This window comes from Trichocoleus sp. DQ-A2, assembly GCF_039961915.1.
Classification (GTDB): Bacteria; Cyanobacteriota; Cyanobacteriia; order Cyanobacteriales; family FACHB-T130; genus FACHB-T130.
This window is the reverse complement of the sequence record NZ_JAMPKD010000003.1, coordinates 271,903-288,228: the sequence shown is the minus strand read 5'-3', so window position 1 is coordinate 288,228 and position 16,326 is coordinate 271,903. Positions and strand designations below refer to the sequence as shown.

Genomic DNA, 16,326 nt, shown 5'->3' with positions numbered 1-16,326 from the left:
TATCGGAGTGAAAATCACTTCAAAAACTGATTCTCATGTGAATTCTGGGATTCAGCTTTGCTTCTATTGGTTCCCCTTTTTGTAAATGTTGTTCAACGATCGTCTGGACATCGCTGGGTTGAACTCGGCAGTACCAAGTTTCTTCCGGGACAATTCGCACTGTAGGACCACAGCTGCACTGTCCCTGGCAACCGCTCCCCGTCACCATGACTCCGGGAATATCAGCACTCTCAAAAGCGGCAAGTACCTCTGCGCTTCCATTTACCAAACAGGAACGGTACTGGCAAACGATGACGCAACGCCGATCTTGCTCCAAACACTTTTCTTGCGAACCAGTTTCCACTTTTGAGCCCAGCACAGTATAAATTCCTATGGCTCTATGTTAACTTCGCCTTAGCAGACCAGGGGAAAAGTTGGTAGCGCTGGGGAGAGCCCTTTTTCAGGCAATGCTCATTTATTAGGGATTTGATAGCCTTATAGATTGGAATCAGAGTATTTTTAGCAATTTGCTAAAAAGTCGCAACGCCAATCTAGGAGAATATTTGAGTGAGCTATCTCGAAACTGCTGCTGAGTTTTATAGTGAAGTAGCGCAGACGCCACAAGTCGGACTTTGTTGTGTCCAAAGCAGTCCCCTGCAACTGCCAGGACTAAAAATTTCGCCTCAGATGCAGGAGATGAACTACGGTTGCGGTACTACCGTCCATGCCGCTGAACTCGCTAATGACCCGACGGTGCTATATGTCGGCGTTGGCGGTGGTTTGGAAGCGCTGCAATTTGCTTATTTTTCTCGCCGTCCGGGTGGGGTGATTGCCGTCGATCCAGTGGCGGCGATGCGCGAGGCAGCGACTCGGAACTTAGCGATCGCTGCCCAAGAAAATTCCTGGTTTGACCCCAGTTTTGTGGAGATTCGGGAAGGCGATGCCTTCTCCCTCCCAGTGCCAGACGCCTCTGTAGATGTGGTGGCGCAGAATTGTCTATTTAATATCTTTGAACCCGCTGACCTGCATCGGGCGCTTCGAGAAGCCTTCCGGGTGTTAAAACCAGGGGGTCGTCTACTGATGAGCGACCCGATCGCCACTCGTCCCATCCCACCACATCTGCGGCAGGATGAACGGTTACGGGCAATGTGTCTGTCAGGTGCTTTAACTTACGAGCAATATACTCAGCATCTTATTGATGCTGGATTTGGGCAGATAGAAATTCGAGCGCGGCGTCCTTACCGACTGCTGGATTGCGCTAGCTACGGGTTGCAGGAACCATTGCTATTAGAAAGTTTGGATTCTGTTTCTTTTAAAGTGGCAATTCCTGAAGATGGTGCTTGTATTTTTACTGGCAAAACGGCGATTTACACCGGCACCGAAGAGTTTTTTGATGACTCGAACGGGCATATCCTCCCGCGGGGTTTACCAGCCGCAGTGTGCGATAAGACAGCAGGAAAGCTTGGTGCATTGATGCCAAAAGACATCCTGATTACTGATTCAACCTGGTACTATACGGGCGGCGGTTGCTGTTAAGTGACGAATTTGTTGGGTGCTTGGATAGGATAGCTGAAGAGATTCTTCAATAAAACTTGATGGCTAAACTACCTGCGATCGCACCTCCTTCCGTTTCTTCTGGCTTTCATGCCCTGTCTGACCCCCTACGGATTCAAGTGTTAGAGCTGCTCCGCGAACAAGAGCGCTGCGTCTGCGAACTCTGCGAACAGTTGGGGGTCACTCAGTCTAAACTTTCCTTTCACCTAAAAACTCTCAAAGAAGCCGCTTTAGTTTGCTCCCGACAAGAAGGACGCTGGATTTACTACAGCCTCAATCTGCCTCAATTTGTTGTTTTGGAGCAGTATTTGGCAGAGTACAGTCGCTTCAGCCCGCTCTTATCAGCGCTTCCCTGTAAAGACTAGGCTTGACACATCAATTTTTTTTGAAATATGCTTAATGCATCAATTTTTTTTGAAATATAAGTTGCAGAAAATTCTTTGGTGCTGGGGATGGTCGTGAAATCAGTGTCGCGGATGGCGCGTTGTAACTCAGTTTTCCAATCGTGCAAGCAACAAGCGATCGCTGAGGGAGTGGGTACATTCATCCTGGTGTTTGCCGGTACGGGTGCCGTGATGGTAAACCAAATTAGCGATGGCGCGGTGACTCATCTCGGCATCAGCTTTGTGTTTGGCGCAGTTGTTGCCGCTTTAATTTACGCCTTGGGACACATTAGCGGCGCTCACTTTAACCCGGCGGTAACGCTGGCTTTCTGGACAAGCGGCTTTTTCCCGAAACGCCAAGTATTGCCCTACATCTTGGCGCAGTCTTTAGGAGCAATTGCCGCCTCAGCTTTACTCTGGATGGCTTTAGGGCGCGTTGGCAATCTGGGTGCGACGGTGCCGCTAGAAGGGAATTGGCTGCAATCCCTGGTGCTGGAAACGGTTCTCACCTTTATTTTAATGTTTGTGATTTTTGGTTCCGGTCTCGATCGCCGCGCCCCGATTGGCTTTGCGGGGTTAGCGATTGGCTTGACGGTGGGGCTAGAGGCGGCGTTTATGGGGCCAATTACCGGAGCGAGTATGAATCCAGTGCGATCGCTCGGCCCCGCTTTAGTGGGCGGCATTTGGCAGCACCACTGGGTTTATTGGGTTGCACCCATCTTAGGGGCGCAATTAGCCGTGTTGATTTACAGCCAACTTTCCAACGGATTTCGGGACATTAAGTAAGGGAGAAAACCTGATGAAACGAGTGATGTTTGTTTGCAAGAAAAATTCTGCCCGTTCCCAAATGGCAGAAGGCTTTGCAAAAACACTGGGTAAGGGAGAAATTGAAGTGATTAGCTCTGGATTAGAAGCTTCTCAGGTTAGACCGGAAGCGATCGCTACCATGAAAGAAATCGGCATTGACATTACCAATCAACACTCGAAACCCCTTAGCGACTTCAAGGCTGAAGACTTTGATGTGGTAATTTCCCTGTGCGGTTGTGGAGTTAATCTGCCGACAGATTGGGTACGTCGGGAAGTATTTGAGGATTGGCAGCTTGACGATCCGGCTGAACAGCCTGAAATTTTCCCCAGAGTGCGCGATCAGATAAAAGAACGGGTGACTAAACTCATCGAATCGCTAAAGGAAGAAGCGACACCTGTTGGATAAGGTTTCAATGACAAACCAAACACCGATAGAGCAACCAATTCAGCAGGTTCTTGAGCAAAAGTTATCCTTCTCATGACAACTTTCGAGCATCCACCCAGAATTTTATTCTTGTATGGCTCTTTAAGAGAGCGTTCTTACAGCCGTTTATTAGCAGAAGAAGCCGCCAGAATCATCGAAGGTTTTGGTGCAGAAACCAAATTCTTTGACCCGCGTGAATTGCCGATTCACGGTAGCGTAGAGGCTGACCATCCGAAGGTTCAAGAATTGCGGAATTTAAGCTTGTGGTCTGAGGGACAAGTTTGGTCTAGCCCAGAGATGCATGGGAATATTACTGGCATTCTGAAAAACCAAATCGACTGGATTCCTCTAACTTTAGGGGCAGTAAGACCGACTCAAGGTAGAACTTTGGCAGTCATGCAGGTCAGCGGTGGTTCTCAGTCGTTTAATGCCGTCAATACTATGCGAATCTTGGGACGCTGGATGCGGATGTTTACCATCCCCAATCAGTCTTCCGTTGCTAAAGCGTACAACGAGTTTAACGAAGACGGAACGATGAAGGATTCCGCTTATCGCGATCGGGTTATCGACGTAATGGAAGAACTTTACAAATTTACGCTACTACTGCGAGATAAAGTAGACTACCTGACGGATCGCTACAGCGAACGCAAGGAAAAAGCAGCGACTCAGCTGAGGTTATAACGACACCTCGCTTTTTAAAAACCTACCCTTGAAAGACCCCAGCCCAGCCCCGTGACCGGGGCTGGGTTCAATATTCCCCTCCCGTGGAGGTCGAGGCGTTGGGGGTGGGTTACGAGTGTGTACATTGCACTAAGCGTCAGAACCGCTATATACCACTTCTAAGATTGTTCTCAACTGATACTCAGCTTGCCAAGATTTAATAATATCTAAGCTTAATCCCTGACCCCTGTAATTTTAGTCACACGAGAGTATGCAGGTTACATCCCTCTATCTTTTGGGCAAGTTCGGCAACAGCCGACGCATCTTGCCGAGGGTCAATGTACTGAGCTACAGCCAATGATTAGGATAGGACGATGAGTTATCAGAGTATCGCTGTATTTCAGAAAAAATCAGAACAAAAAAATCCTGGCACTTATGCTAGCATCTACTGCGACAGCAGCAGTGCTTAAAGTTGTACTTAAAAATTTATTAACATAAAACAGTGTTTTTGTCACTTCCTTTTAGGAGATTAGCGGCAATTAGGCTTGCTCAATCCAACATTGAGTTGTCCGCGTACTAATTTATTAGATAGGTTCTCCATAAATTGTCTGCCACCGTTACGGCACCTAATTTTTCGCGTGCCATTTATGCCTTCTTTGTGTTTTACAAAATGAGGCAAACAACTGTTTAGGCAGGGAATTTTGGCAGATGACAGTGTTGACATTGTTATTACCAACGCGCTCTTCGATAACCATCTTTCCCTGTTTAGGGCTATCTCATGATTAATCTCGAATCAACTCGTTCAAACGTAACACCTTTTAAAGAAAAAATTGGTGTCCCTTTAACTAAAAGTAAAATTAGCGTTTTACAAATCAATTTGGGGAAGCGCTGCAACCTTGCCTGTACTCACTGCCATGTAGAAGCAGGGCCAAAACGAACTGAAGAACTGACCCCAGAAGTTTGTAATCAGCTGATTGAACTAATCTATAGATTTCCCCAAATCAAGATTGTTGACTTGACAGGGGGTGCCCCGGAAATGAACTATGGTTTTAAACCCCTGGTAGAGGCGGCACGGGATGCAGCTAAACAAGTAATTGTGCGGTCTAACCTCACCATCTATTTTGAAAAAGGGTTTGAGACTCTTCCAGAATACTGTGCCAAACACCAAACGAGAATTGTTGCTTCCTTGCCATGCTATTTGGAAGACAATGTTGATAAAATGCGCGGTTCTGGGGTCTATAACGACTCAATTCAGGCACTGCAATGTTTGAACCAGCAAGGGTATGGTCTTGACCCTAACTTAATCCTCGATCTGGTATACAACCCTCCAGTTCCAGCTACAGAAAATTTTTCTTTAACCCCCAATCAGGTAAATCTGGAACAAGATTACAAGGCTTATCTAAAAGAGCATTTCGACATTGTTTTTAACAGCTTGTTCACGATTACAAATTTACCAATTGGGCGAACCAAGTTTCATTTAGAACACAGAAAATTAATCAAGCCTTATTTACACTTCCTAGAGTCAAATTTCAATGGCAGCACCCTTGAACATTTAATGTGTCGGGATGAACTTTCAATTGACTATCTGGGAAATGTCTATGATTGCGACTTTAACCAGATGGAAAATTTACCTGCGAAAACCCGCAATGGTGAAAAGCTGACAGTTGCCAAGATTTTGGAAGCTGGCAGCTTAGACATTATTGAAGAAATACAAACTGCATCTTACTGCTATGGTTGCACGGCTGGATGTGGTTCTAGCTGTGGGGGTGCCCTGATTTGAAACTAGCAAAAAAAGGAGGATTCTGCCTCTTCTCAGTCAAGGCAAAGTTTGTTCGGAAAATAAAATTTTGCCTGGATTCTATCGGATGAGAAATAAGATCAACCAAAGTGCTTCCCCGATGCCGAAACGTTACAGCCAGTGGGTCAGAACGCTCAAAAGTCCCCCCTTGTGGCTAGCGATCGCACTCTCGATCGGCATCATGCTCTGTATCTTTAGCCCATTGAAACTTTTGTTGGATAAATCTTTCCTGGTTAGTCAGTTGGAAAGATTCGGTAGCTGGGCAGTCTGCCTGTTTATCCTGGTTTTTGCCCTGTCTAGCGCCATCGGCATCCCTGGAATTATGTTTCCTGTTGCGGCTGGTGCGGTTTTCGGTTTCGTCTGGGGAAGCCTTTGGTCGGTCATCGGCGCAACGCTGGGGGCAATTGGCGCATTTTTGGCGTCTCGCTACCTGCTGCGCGACTGGGCGGAACGCCGATTTGGTCAACATCAAGCGTTGATGCGGTTCAATAGACCTCCTGCATGAATGGTCAAGTAGTGTGCCAGTTCATAATCGAGATTGCACAATAAGGGAGTAGATCAGCATCAAGACACTGGGGAGTTGGTATGCCGTATACGGAGCTACAATCGCTTTCAGAAGGTGAGTTCAAGCGCTTATGCGGCGTTAGTCGTGAAACCTTTGCTGAAATAGTTGAAGTATTACGCCCGCATCTGGAGCGCCAAGGACGACGAGGGGGACAACCCAAGCTCAGCGTTGAAGACCAATAGAAGAGTGGCATTGGAATATTGGAGAGAGTATCGCAGTCAATTTCACATGGGAGTGAGTTGGGGATTGCACGAGACGACCGTAGGGCGAATTGTTCGCAGGCGTTGAAGACTTGTTGATCAAGTGCGGCAAGTTCCGTCTGCCCAGTCAACGTCAACTATATCAGCCTGCTTGGGAGTGGAAAGTGCTGGTTGTTGATGTGGGAGAAATTGAGATTGAACGTCCAAAAAAAACCAGAAACGCTACTACAGTGGCTCTTCAATAGTGCCATACACTGAAAGCTCAAGTGTTAGTGGAGTTTGATAGTGGGCAAGTGATTTGTACAGCAGTAGATACTGGCAAAACACATGACTTCAAATTGCTCAAGCGTAGCCGTTTGCCGTTCGTATCGTCCCAATTATGTTTAGCTGACCGAGGTTATCAAGGATTTGCTTGCGCGTCATGTGGGAGCTTGCATACCAACTAAGAAGCGCCGTAAGCAACCGTTACCTGTTGAACAAAAGCAGCATAATCGGGCGCTAGCGCGATTGCGAGTACGAGTCGAGCATGTGATTCGCCGCTTCAAGATTTTTCGCATTTTTTCAGGACGTTATCGCAATCGCAGGCAGAGATTTGGTTTGCGCTTAAACCTAATTGCTGGCTTGCTGAACTACGAACTGGCACATGCCTCCTGATTCATGCAGGAGGTCTAATCAAGCCGTGACCCGTCAGCCTCTGGCTTTTGTGCTGGCGATCCGCTTTGCACCAATCTCCCCCTTCACGGTGGTTAATTTCTTGTTGGGACTCACGCCTATCAGCTGGGTGCCTTATTCAGTTGGCACGTTTATCGGCATTATTCCAGGGACGCTGGCTTACGCTTGGGTGGGAGTTACGGGTGAGCAAGCTTTGCAGGGAGGCGATCGCTTGCCCTTGCTACTAGCGCTCAGTTTTTTAACTCTCCTGTGTGTATTGCCTATTTTGGCTCGTAAAAAGACGAAACCCATTAACTGACGAATAAATTCAACCAATTTTTGGTTTTATTTCCCTTAATTTTTGTTTTCACCGGCTGTGCCGGATACTCGCAGTCCGCTGATGCCAAGAACGAAGCGATCGCAGCGCCACTGCTGCCGGACGCTGCACGGCAACTGATTCCGTTATGAGATCAACTGATAACTTCTTGCACAACTTGGGAAAATTGCTTAGCTGGGAACCTAATTAGCTCCAATCAGTTCTGAAGAGTTAGCAAGATTACGTAAATAGCAATAGGAAAGAGACAAACCGATGAAACGGGCAATTTCTGGCGCTTTATTAACTATTTTGAGCTTTAGCCTTCCAGCAATGGCTGCCACTACAGAGAAATTCCAGGTCAAAGGGCAAAACGCTTCCGCCTCTTTTTACCAATCTGACGACTGTAGCTCAAGCGGTGTCAGTGTTTGGGCTGCCGATAACGTCAGCCGTAGCGCACCAGGAGCACCGACTTCGGAGAAGGGAGCCAACGTCTCTTATTGGAACTCGAATTGGTGTACCGGCAAGTATTCCTATGGTTACGGTTACGCTCCAAATGTCACCTTCACCGCCAATAACCAGCTCAGCTCAGCTAGTTTGAAAAGTACCTTCAAAGTTGACGAATATTCGTCAGAGAATCCCGACTCAACGACTGCCAAAACGGTTGACGTAGCGCTAAATTGGACGGGAACAGGCGAGACATTCCGGGGTCACAGCAGTTCTCACTATCAGTGGATGGGCGGTATGTCGCACTCTCGCTATGTTGGCTCTTATCGGACTGCGGACGTATCGGGTAGCGTCACGATGGACGGCAAAAACCTGATTACGAATATCCCTGGCTTTGGCGATCTGAACTCGTCTAGCAGCGGCTCGGTGCAAATCACCAAGAGGTAGACTGTCGTTAAAGATTTGGGGATTCTTCGTCTTTCCCGCCCAAATACAATCATTAGCCATCAGTTTTCTGGGGACTGATGGCTTGTCGTTAACAGCTAACAACTAGCAACGAATTAAAATTCGGTGTCGTTATAGCCATTCACCGCACTGGGGTCTGTATCCTGTTTAGAACCGAGTAAATCTAGGCGATCCACCTTAATAACAGGTTTAGATCGGTTAGATGCCTTATTATCGCTCCAAGTCTCTATTTTCAAGGAGCCTTGTACCCCTATCAAACTACCCTTTCTCACGTAGTTCGCAGCGACTTCCGCTGTTTTCCCCCACAGTTCCAGGTTAAACCAGTCAGGCTGGTCGCTATTGCGAGTTCGACGATCTACTGCCAGCGTCAGATTGCACTTAATCTTACCTGACTCGAAATACTTGACATCAGGCTCTGTACCCACACGACCTACCAAGTTCACAACATTCAGGCTCATAAAATTGATTAGTACAAATGTACTGAACTACAGTGAATATACTTTAACGAATTTAGATAGTAGGCTCAAGTCAACTTTATCCTGATTTGCTCTTCAACTACCAGAATGATGCTTGGAAATGGCCTTGAGGCGTTTTCACTGGATAAATTCGTCTACCTGACTAGACTCTGGATAGAAAACGTAATAGAATCCACCTCGGTTCCATTTCCGTTAGAATTCCATCTCACACAACAGCATTTCATTTTGGGGGCGTAGAAACGAGTGGGTCTTTTCAGTCGCTTTTCCTTATCCCGGGACATGGGTATCGACCTGGGCACTGCTAACACCCTGGTTTATGTGTCCGGCAAAGGCATTGTTCTCCAAGAACCCTCTGTGGTTGCTATGGATATGGACACAAAAACCCCGCTAGCCGTGGGCGAAGATGCAAAAAAAATGTTGGGAAGAACTCCCGGCAATGTGGTGGCCCTGCGCCCCCTGCGCGATGGTGTCATTGCAGATTTCGATGTCGCTGAGCTAATGCTTAAGCATTTTATTCAGCGAGTACATGAGGGAAGAGCCTTAGTTTCACCTCGTGTTGTCATTGGCATTCCTTCGGGTGTCACTGGCGTAGAACGACGAGCCGTTATGGAAGCAGCATCTCAGGCAGGTGCCAGGGATGTGTACTTGATAGATGAGCCGGTCGCTGCTGCCATTGGCGCTGGACTACCAGTGGCTGAGCCTACGGGCAACATGATCATTGATATTGGTGGCGGCACCACAGAAGTTGCCGTGCTTTCTTTACAAGGAACGGTTTTAAGTGAATCGGTTCGCGTGGCTGGGGATGAGCTTTCAGAAGCCATCATGCAGTACATGAAAAAAGTCCATAACTTGGTGATTGGGGAACGCACCTCTGAAGAAATCAAGATTCAGATTGGTTCTGCCTACCCCACCAGTTTTGATGAAGAAGCCATCATGGAAGTGCGGGGCTTGCACCTGCTCTCTGGCTTGCCGCGCACTGTCACCATCAAGGGACCGGAAATTCGGGAAAGTATGTCTGAACCGCTTTCAGTAATTGTGGATGCGGTGAAGCGAACCTTAGAGCGCACGCCTCCCGAACTCGCAGCCGATATTATCGACCGGGGCATCATGCTGGCTGGCGGCGGTGCTTTGTTAAAGGGGCTGGACACGCTCATCAGCCACGAAACTGGCATTGTCACCCACGTAGCGGCAGATCCGCTCTCGTGCGTGGTGCTAGGAACCGGGCGGGTGTTGGAGAATTTCAAACAGCTAGAGCGGGTGTTCAGCGGGCGATCGCGCCAGATGTAGCAGTCATTAGTCGTTAGTCATTAGTCATTAGTCATCGGCAGTAGACGATGAACTAAAGGCTAAGGCTAGGGACTAGGGACAAGGACTAAAAACTAAAGGACTCAAGACGAATCGCTGATACCTAAATGTTTACACTGCGTCGCTGGTGGGTTCGGCACGGAATACAAGTTATATTGGCTGGGCTAACGATTGGAAGTGCCTGGGCGATCCGGGAGACTCAGGGAGCTGCTCTTTATGAGACTTACCAGTTGCTCACCCGTCCTTTTCAAGGGGAACCCACGTCACAAGAGCGCATCGAGAATGCCCGCGTTCTGGAATTACAGGAGCGGTTAGTTGAACTCGAAAGCCAAAATCAGAAGTTACAAGAGCTGTTGGGTTATGTTAAACAGAAAAAACAGCCAGGGATAGTCGCTCCGATTGTGGGACGTAGCGCCGATCATTGGTGGCAACAGATAACCCTCGGTCGAGGAAGTCAAGACGGTATCAAAGCAGATTTCATCGTGATGGGTACGGGTGGCTTGGTCGGTCGCGTAACCAACGTGACTCCCCATAGCAGCCGGGTCTTACTGGTCAGCGATCCCAGCAGCCGGGTAGGGGTTGCGATTAGCCGCAGCCGTTATATGGGCTATCTTCGAGGACAAGGTTCTAACCGAGCAGTGATGCAGTTTTTTGATAAAGTTCCTGATGTCCGTCGGGGCGATGTCGTGGCAACATCATCTGTCAGTAAACTTTTTCCGTCAGGGTTGCCGATAGGGCGAATAGAATCTGTAAATTTGGACAAAACTCCAGCTCCTGAAGCTGTGATTGAGTTGACAGCACCGATGAGTTCCTTGGAATGGGTGGTTGTGTACCCGAAATGAGGAATGAGCGGTTAGCTGTCATTAGGACATAGCAATAGTAAATAGTGATTAGTCATTAACCACAGACGATGGACTAAGGACTAATCACGGATGACCCATGACCCATGACCCATGATCAATGTATCTGACTTGTCACCTTGGCCTCGTCAAATGGTTAACTGGGCAGTAACCATTGGTTCTGTCCTGTTGTGCTTATTGGTCTTGCCACTGCGCCTACCGGGAATGGAATTGTTGGGAATTGGCCCCAACTGGTTGTTAATTTGGGTGGTTGCTTGGAGTTTGAAGCGAACCGTTTTGCAGGGTGCGATCGCTGGGTTAGTGTTGGGACTGATCCAAGATGGGATGACATCCCCCGATCCCAGTCATACCCTGAGCTTAGCATTGGTAGGAATTTTGACCGCTCGGATTCAAAAGCAGCGGTATATTGAGGAAGATTTTATTTCGGTGGCGTTAATTGTTTTTGGGATGGCGGTTGTGGGGGAGACGGTGAGTGCCCTTCAGTTCACGCTCCAGGGCGATCGCGATCTGGGAGCAATTTGGACATATCACCAGCGCATTGCCCTCTCCAGTGCCATCCTGAGCAGCCTTTGGGCACCCGTTGTTTACTATCCTCTAAATCGCTGGTGGCAGCAGATGAACCTGTTAGGGCAGTCTTCTAAGTAGTTTCTAGCCAATCGTCAATACTCAGTCTTCTGAGTATTGAATGAGGACTATTGACGATTGACCAATGAGTGATGACTCACTCCCAGCAGGTAATGAGCAACAGAAAGTAAATCGCTATGAATGCGGGTTGGTTGGAACTGTCGCAACCTTTGGGGGCTACGAATGCCACAAGTCAGCGCGATGGTGGGAATCGAAAGCGCTTGTCCTGCTAAAATGTCTGCTTCCGTATCCCCGACCATCCAACAATCATCGGCAGTTTGCCAAGGCGAACAATGTTCTGCGATCGCTGTGGTGAGAAGTTGCGTTTTCACTTCAGCGTAGTTTTGATAGGCGGCATGGCTGTCTTGAGTCCCGTAAATGCCACTAAACAAACGAGCCAAACCGTGATTCTGCAAGATTTGCAGAGCTTGGGATTGACATCGTAATGTCACTAACACCAGCTTGATGCCCTGAGAATGTAGCAATGCAAGCGCCCAGTTCACTCCTGGCTGCATTTTGTCTTTCTGTAACAGCGCTGGTTGATTGACGATGCTGACGACACGCTGCAAAAATACATTAATTTGCTCACCCTGTAAGCCCGATCGCATTGCAATTTCCACATCTGGGACACGATCTTGCTTCATTTGCCAGAACTGCTCTTTAGTCAATACCTGAAGATGCAGGATTTCTCCTTGCTCCTGATATATCTCCTGAGTATCAGCGAGTCCTAGCTGATAGGTACTGTAATAGCGGTGGGAAACGTCCACAAGTGGGCCGTCAAAGTCGCAAAACACGGTCAGTTTTTGTAAATGAGGGGCAGCGGCTTGACCCCGGTAGGGCTGAGGTGGTTGCAAATCTGAGGCGGCGGGGCAGCAGTTCATAGGACGTTACGAATCCGAACTTTTTGATACGTTTATTTACATTAACAGGTGCAACATAAGTTGTCATGGGATTTAGCCATCAAAATATATTAGACCTATTTATAGGGATATGTAGCGATCGCCTAACTATAGGGGTGAAAATCGGGGTGAAGATCAATATAACTTTTGAAGGCGGGTAATCGCAAACTTAGTGATTGGTTCCCCGACGGATGAATTCCTCAAAGTGAAGCACCATGAAACGGTGCTTATCGGCTCATACGATCTCCTAATATTCCGCTCTTCACAGGTAAACACGCGATCCTCTTTTTTTGCAGGGATAATCCACCTAGCATCCCTCCCTAAGCCTGCTGCTGCTAAAGTAGGCTGGCTATTACACTCAGGTGTAGCCAGGACAGCAGCAAACTCATGGACAACTTTTCCGCAAACACCCAATCGGATGCACCCCAACAGGAGTCCCCTTTTACCTCCTTCGACCGCGCGATGATGCAGCGGTGTATAGAACTAGCCCGTCGCGCCTTAGGACAAACCGCGCCCAATCCCCTAGTGGGTTCTGTCATTGTCCAGGATGGGCAGATTGTGGGGGAAGGGTTTCATCCCGGTGCCGGTCATCCCCATGCAGAAGTCTTTGCGCTGCGAGACGCCGGTGAACGAGCCAAAGGAGCCACAATTTATGTCAATCTGGAACCTTGTAACCACTACGGACGGACGCCTCCCTGTTCGGAAGCGTTGGTAGCCGCAGGGGTGAGCAAGGTGGTGGTGGGCATGGTAGACCCCGATCCGCGCGTGTCGGGAGGCGGGATTGAGCGGTTACGAGCAGCAGGAATCGAAGTTGTGGTGGGCGTGGAAGAAGACGCCTGTCGGCAGCTGAATGAGGCTTTTATCCATCGAATTCTCTACCGGCGTCCGTTCGGCATTTTAAAATACGCCATGACTTTGGATGGCAAAATTGCTACAACGACCGGACACAGTGCCTGGATCACCAGCCCTGATGCCCGCAATGAGGTACATCGAATGCGGGTGGCGTGTGATGCGGTGATCGTGGGCGGCAATACGGTGCGTCTGGATAATCCCCACTTGACCAGCCATCAGACAGAGGCACACAATCCCTTGCGCGTCGTTATGAGTCGCACGCTGGATTTGCCCGTAGAGGCTCATGTGTGGGAGACAGCGGAGGCTCCCACTTTAGTCTTAACAGAGGTGGGAGCTAATCCGGATTTTCAGCAGATGCTGCTGAAAAAGGGTGTGATGGTAGTGGAGCTGACTCCACTGACACCGACGAAGGCAATGGCGTACTTATATGAGCGTGGATTATCGGGCGTGCTGTGGGAATGTGGCGGCACGTTAGCAGCAAGTGCGATCGCAGAAGGGACAGTGCAAAAAATTCTGGCCTTCATTGCTCCCAAAATTGTCGGCGGCAGGTTGGCTCCTTCTCCTGTTGGGGATTTGGGGTTTGCAAGCATGACAGATGCACTCACGCTAGAGCGCGTCCGTTGGCGAGCTGTCGGCTCAGATTGCCTGGTTGAAGGTTATTTACCCTTAGCAGTCAGTAGTCAGTAGTCAGTGGTTATTGGTCATTCGTGAATGGCGAATAGCTAATTGTCAATTGCCATTCGCCATTCACAAAGCTGATAGCTATCAAAATATGGTCGAAGTGATTGTATGGAGCCTGTTGGTTGGAAGTTTTGGTCTGGAGGCAGTCATGGTAAGCGGATGGATGCGCTGGCAGCAGGTGAGTGCAGGTCAGCAATATGAGGAAGAGGAAGAAACTTTGACTCGTTATGAATCTAAACAAGACCTGGCACCCGCAGAGCTGCCTTCTAATGGTTCCTCTGCCCAAACGTTCAAAGATCCGCGACTGATGGGCTGGGAATTTAAAATTGTGCGAGCTAAAGGCGATTTATTTCGCAATCCAACGGTTTTTCAAAAGCTGTGTGAAGAAGAGGCACAATCCGGCTGGATTTTATTAGAAAAAATGGATGACCGGCGGGTGCGGTTCAAGCGACCGACTGCCATGAGGGACATGATTCCATCAGAATCTCTCGCTTATGACCCCTATCGCAGCCATTACGGGCCTGTCTTGACGCGGCGTACCTGGGCGGCAGCGATCGCTGCTGTGATGGCGATAAGTTTACCGGCTTATTTGGGCTATGCCCTCGTGTCGGCAACGCTTGCGAATTCTTCACAAGTTAATACACCTGCCGCACCCCCACCAGAGCCGCAGTCTTTCCCAAAGCGTCCCTTGGCACCCAGGTAGCTTTTGGCTTCTAACAATTGGCACTTTAGAAAGTAGAGACGCGATTTACATCGCGTCTCTACTGTTAATGGGTTTCTTGCCAGACAGACTGACGCTCTTGAGCGAGATCCCGGATCAGGGATAGCTTTGAGTGCAGATAGTCAGTCATAATATTTGTTTCGTCGGAATTGAGCGATCGCTGTTGTTTCAGTTGCTTCAGCAGCCACTGTACTAGGCTGGCATCGTCTAGCTTCAATAACATATTGGCCTGAGTCGTTTCAATTAAAGCCCAAAGCTGACGCAGCATTGTGGGAGTCATAAAACCTCCTATAAGCGGATAGCTGTTCTGAGTGCCGAATTGGCTAGGAACGGGTGTTATGTGGGTGGTGGGAGCAGATGGGTACGGCACACGGCCTCTTATTTAATTATTCCTTTAGTTTTCCACGATAACTTATCTGGTAATACCAAAATCGCGATCGCACAAGTTGCAACAAGAGTTACCAAATACTTAACAAAGCGAACAATAACTTGACAGGGACTAAGGCGGAAAGTTAAAACTGGTTCCGGATTAACGATGGAAGGGAGCCGCTCAAGGCTTGTAGAGACCTCTGAAACCCCATCCCAACCCTCGTGAAAAAATTTAGGCTCAATAGGCGTTTCAGGAAAATTGAGCCAAGAAAGAGGCTAAAAGACTCAGGCTGCAAGTGTTGTAAGCGGAAATCAATCAATTGAGTCGTTAGTTTTGGGTGACAAAGGCGCAAGTAAAGAGCGAGCCGTTACCGTCAGATTGAGCAAGATAAGCCGTTTTATGAGTCGCCATAGGTGACGATCGATGCAAAGGTTACTGAAGTTAGAACAGTTCATGGCGGAGGAAGTGCGAGAATTCAAGAAACTATTACAGGCACGATCCCTCCTAACCCGCTGAGAAGCGGAATGGCGATCTACTGAGTGAGAAGATGAGTATAGTCACGCAGCCCTTAACTCTCGATGAGTTCTTAAAACTCCCAGAAACTAAACCCGCATCTGAGTTTATTGACGGAGAGGTTATTCAAAAACCCATGCCTCAAGGTGAGCATAGCCGATTGCAGTTTAAATTTTGCGCGGTTGTTAACGCAGTCGCCGAACCGCAGAAAATTGCGATTGCATTCCCAGAACTACGCTGTACGTTTGGGGGAGACTCGATTGTTCCAGATGTTGTGGTGTTTCGGTGGGAAAGAATTCCGCTTCGTCCTTCTGGAAGGATTGCCAATCACTTCGAGATTTATCCCGATTGGTCAATTGAAATCTTATCCCCCGATCAGAGTCAAACGAAAGTATTAGGGAAATTGCTCCACTGCTCCCAGCATGGTACAGAGTTAGGGTGGTTAATCGATCCAGAAGAGGAGAGTATTTTAGTTGTGTTTCCGGAGCAGCGAGTACAATTGCTAAGGGGAACGGCTGAGTTACCTATTCTTAGTGGGATTGGGTTAAAACTGACGGTTGAGCAGGTTTTTAGTTGGTTAACGCTCTAAGACGGATAAGGATTTGCCTGTAAGCGATCGCAGATACTAAGGTGACAGGCGATGTGCAATTTATCAATCTGCAATTAAACCATCGAACTGTAGAGCTTCCTACAGCTAAGAAGACCAAAATCTCCATATAGCTACTCATTCTTAGTAGAGTTTTAGTAGACTTTAGATTAATTACCTTGCTGTCGATTGA

General features: G+C 48.2%; 20 protein-coding genes and 1 pseudogene. 17 read left to right on the top strand and 4 right to left on the bottom strand.

Features of this window, described 5'->3' with window-relative positions:
* Window positions 1-19: 19 nt before the first annotated feature.
* The gene (locus tag NC997_RS04120) at window positions 20-355 is read right to left on the bottom strand and encodes a (2Fe-2S) ferredoxin domain-containing protein (RefSeq protein WP_242031454.1); all 336 of its coding nucleotides are present in this window, start codon (window positions 353-355) and stop codon (window positions 20-22) included.
* A 191-nt stretch (window positions 356-546) separates the two neighbouring features.
* Between NC997_RS04120 and arsM the strand changes: the two genes are divergently transcribed.
* From arsM to NC997_RS04065, 11 genes and pseudogenes are all read left to right on the top strand, one after another.
* Window positions 547-1,515 carry an arsenosugar biosynthesis arsenite methyltransferase ArsM gene (arsM, locus tag NC997_RS04115; protein ID WP_190529054.1) on the top strand — a complete coding sequence of 323 codons (969 nt, stop codon included), beginning with the start codon at window positions 547-549 and terminating at the stop codon, window positions 1,513-1,515.
* Between the two features lie 59 nt (window positions 1,516-1,574).
* Window positions 1,575-1,898: a metalloregulator ArsR/SmtB family transcription factor gene (locus NC997_RS04110; protein ID WP_190414878.1), complete on the top strand. Its 324-nt coding sequence runs from the start codon at window positions 1,575-1,577 to the stop codon at window positions 1,896-1,898.
* Window positions 1,899-1,985: 87 nt separating this feature from the next.
* The gene (locus NC997_RS04105; protein WP_242031449.1) at window positions 1,986-2,702 is read left to right on the top strand and encodes an MIP/aquaporin family protein; all 717 of its coding nucleotides are present in this window, start codon (window positions 1,986-1,988) and stop codon (window positions 2,700-2,702) included.
* Between the two features lie 13 nt (window positions 2,703-2,715).
* Complete coding sequence (arsC, locus tag NC997_RS04100; RefSeq protein ID WP_190529052.1) at window positions 2,716-3,129, top strand: arsenate reductase, glutathione/glutaredoxin type; 414 nt, start codon at window positions 2,716-2,718, stop codon at window positions 3,127-3,129.
* 72 nt (window positions 3,130-3,201) lie between these two features.
* Window positions 3,202-3,828: an arsenical resistance protein ArsH gene (gene arsH / locus NC997_RS04095; RefSeq protein WP_190414881.1), complete on the top strand. Its 627-nt coding sequence runs from the start codon at window positions 3,202-3,204 to the stop codon at window positions 3,826-3,828.
* 757 nt (window positions 3,829-4,585) lie between these two features.
* Complete coding sequence (gene arsS / locus NC997_RS04090) at window positions 4,586-5,587, top strand: arsenosugar biosynthesis radical SAM (seleno)protein ArsS (RefSeq protein ID WP_190529050.1); 1,002 nt, start codon at window positions 4,586-4,588, stop codon at window positions 5,585-5,587.
* An 85-nt stretch (window positions 5,588-5,672) separates the two neighbouring features.
* Window positions 5,673-6,110, top strand: coding sequence for a VTT domain-containing protein (locus NC997_RS04085; RefSeq protein ID WP_242031448.1), 438 nt, complete (start codon window positions 5,673-5,675; stop codon window positions 6,108-6,110).
* 80 nt (window positions 6,111-6,190) lie between these two features.
* A pseudogene (locus tag NC997_RS04080) lies at window positions 6,191-7,024 on the top strand (IS5 family transposase).
* A complete protein-coding gene (locus NC997_RS04075; RefSeq protein WP_190529048.1) occupies window positions 7,014-7,340 on the top strand; it encodes a VTT domain-containing protein in 327 nt (108 codons plus the stop codon). Before NC997_RS04080 ends, NC997_RS04075 begins: the two are co-directional and overlap by 11 nt.
* A gap of 20 nt (window positions 7,341-7,360) precedes the next feature.
* Window positions 7,361-7,489: a hypothetical protein gene (locus NC997_RS04070; protein ID WP_277878437.1), complete on the top strand. Its 129-nt coding sequence runs from the start codon at window positions 7,361-7,363 to the stop codon at window positions 7,487-7,489.
* A 121-nt stretch (window positions 7,490-7,610) separates the two neighbouring features.
* Window positions 7,611-8,228, top strand: coding sequence for a hypothetical protein (locus NC997_RS04065; protein WP_190529046.1), 618 nt, complete (start codon window positions 7,611-7,613; stop codon window positions 8,226-8,228).
* Between the two features lie 113 nt (window positions 8,229-8,341).
* On the opposite strand, the gene NC997_RS04060 is transcribed toward NC997_RS04065, so the two are convergent.
* Window positions 8,342-8,704 (bottom strand): single-stranded DNA-binding protein, encoded by a 363-nt coding sequence (locus tag NC997_RS04060; RefSeq protein ID WP_190414885.1) that lies wholly within the window; start codon window positions 8,702-8,704, stop codon window positions 8,342-8,344.
* A 297-nt stretch (window positions 8,705-9,001) separates the two neighbouring features.
* On the opposite strand from NC997_RS04060, the gene NC997_RS04055 reads away from it, so the two are divergent.
* The 3 genes from NC997_RS04055 (at window position 9,002) to mreD (ending at window position 11,532) form a co-directional block, all read left to right on the top strand.
* Window positions 9,002-10,009, top strand: a complete 1,008-nt coding sequence (locus NC997_RS04055) for a rod shape-determining protein (RefSeq protein WP_190414886.1) — start codon at window positions 9,002-9,004, stop codon at window positions 10,007-10,009.
* Between the two features lie 125 nt (window positions 10,010-10,134).
* Complete coding sequence (mreC, locus tag NC997_RS04050; RefSeq protein ID WP_190414887.1) at window positions 10,135-10,869, top strand: rod shape-determining protein MreC; 735 nt, start codon at window positions 10,135-10,137, stop codon at window positions 10,867-10,869.
* 111 nt (window positions 10,870-10,980) lie between these two features.
* A complete protein-coding gene (gene mreD / locus NC997_RS04045) occupies window positions 10,981-11,532 on the top strand; it encodes a rod shape-determining protein MreD (protein ID WP_190529045.1) in 552 nt (183 codons plus the stop codon).
* A 47-nt stretch (window positions 11,533-11,579) separates the two neighbouring features.
* On the opposite strand, the gene NC997_RS04040 is transcribed toward mreD, so the two are convergent.
* Window positions 11,580-12,392 (bottom strand): HAD family hydrolase, encoded by an 813-nt coding sequence (locus NC997_RS04040; protein WP_190414889.1) that lies wholly within the window; start codon window positions 12,390-12,392, stop codon window positions 11,580-11,582.
* A 480-nt stretch (window positions 12,393-12,872) separates the two neighbouring features.
* Between NC997_RS04040 and ribD the strand changes: the two genes are divergently transcribed.
* Entirely contained in the window at window positions 12,873-13,949 is a 1,077-nt protein-coding gene (gene ribD, locus NC997_RS04035) for a bifunctional diaminohydroxyphosphoribosylaminopyrimidine deaminase/5-amino-6-(5-phosphoribosylamino)uracil reductase RibD (protein ID WP_347276151.1), read from the top strand.
* Window positions 13,950-13,995: 46 nt separating this feature from the next.
* The gene (locus tag NC997_RS04030) at window positions 13,996-14,646 is read left to right on the top strand and encodes a hypothetical protein (protein WP_242037712.1); all 651 of its coding nucleotides are present in this window, start codon (window positions 13,996-13,998) and stop codon (window positions 14,644-14,646) included.
* A gap of 64 nt (window positions 14,647-14,710) precedes the next feature.
* On the opposite strand, the gene NC997_RS04025 is transcribed toward NC997_RS04030, so the two are convergent.
* Window positions 14,711-14,944, bottom strand: coding sequence for a hypothetical protein (locus tag NC997_RS04025; protein WP_190415034.1), 234 nt, complete (start codon window positions 14,942-14,944; stop codon window positions 14,711-14,713).
* A 637-nt stretch (window positions 14,945-15,581) separates the two neighbouring features.
* Here NC997_RS04025 and NC997_RS04020 point away from each other — a divergent pair.
* Window positions 15,582-16,136 (top strand): Uma2 family endonuclease, encoded by a 555-nt coding sequence (locus NC997_RS04020; protein WP_190529042.1) that lies wholly within the window; start codon window positions 15,582-15,584, stop codon window positions 16,134-16,136.
* Window positions 16,137-16,326 lie beyond the last annotated feature (190 nt).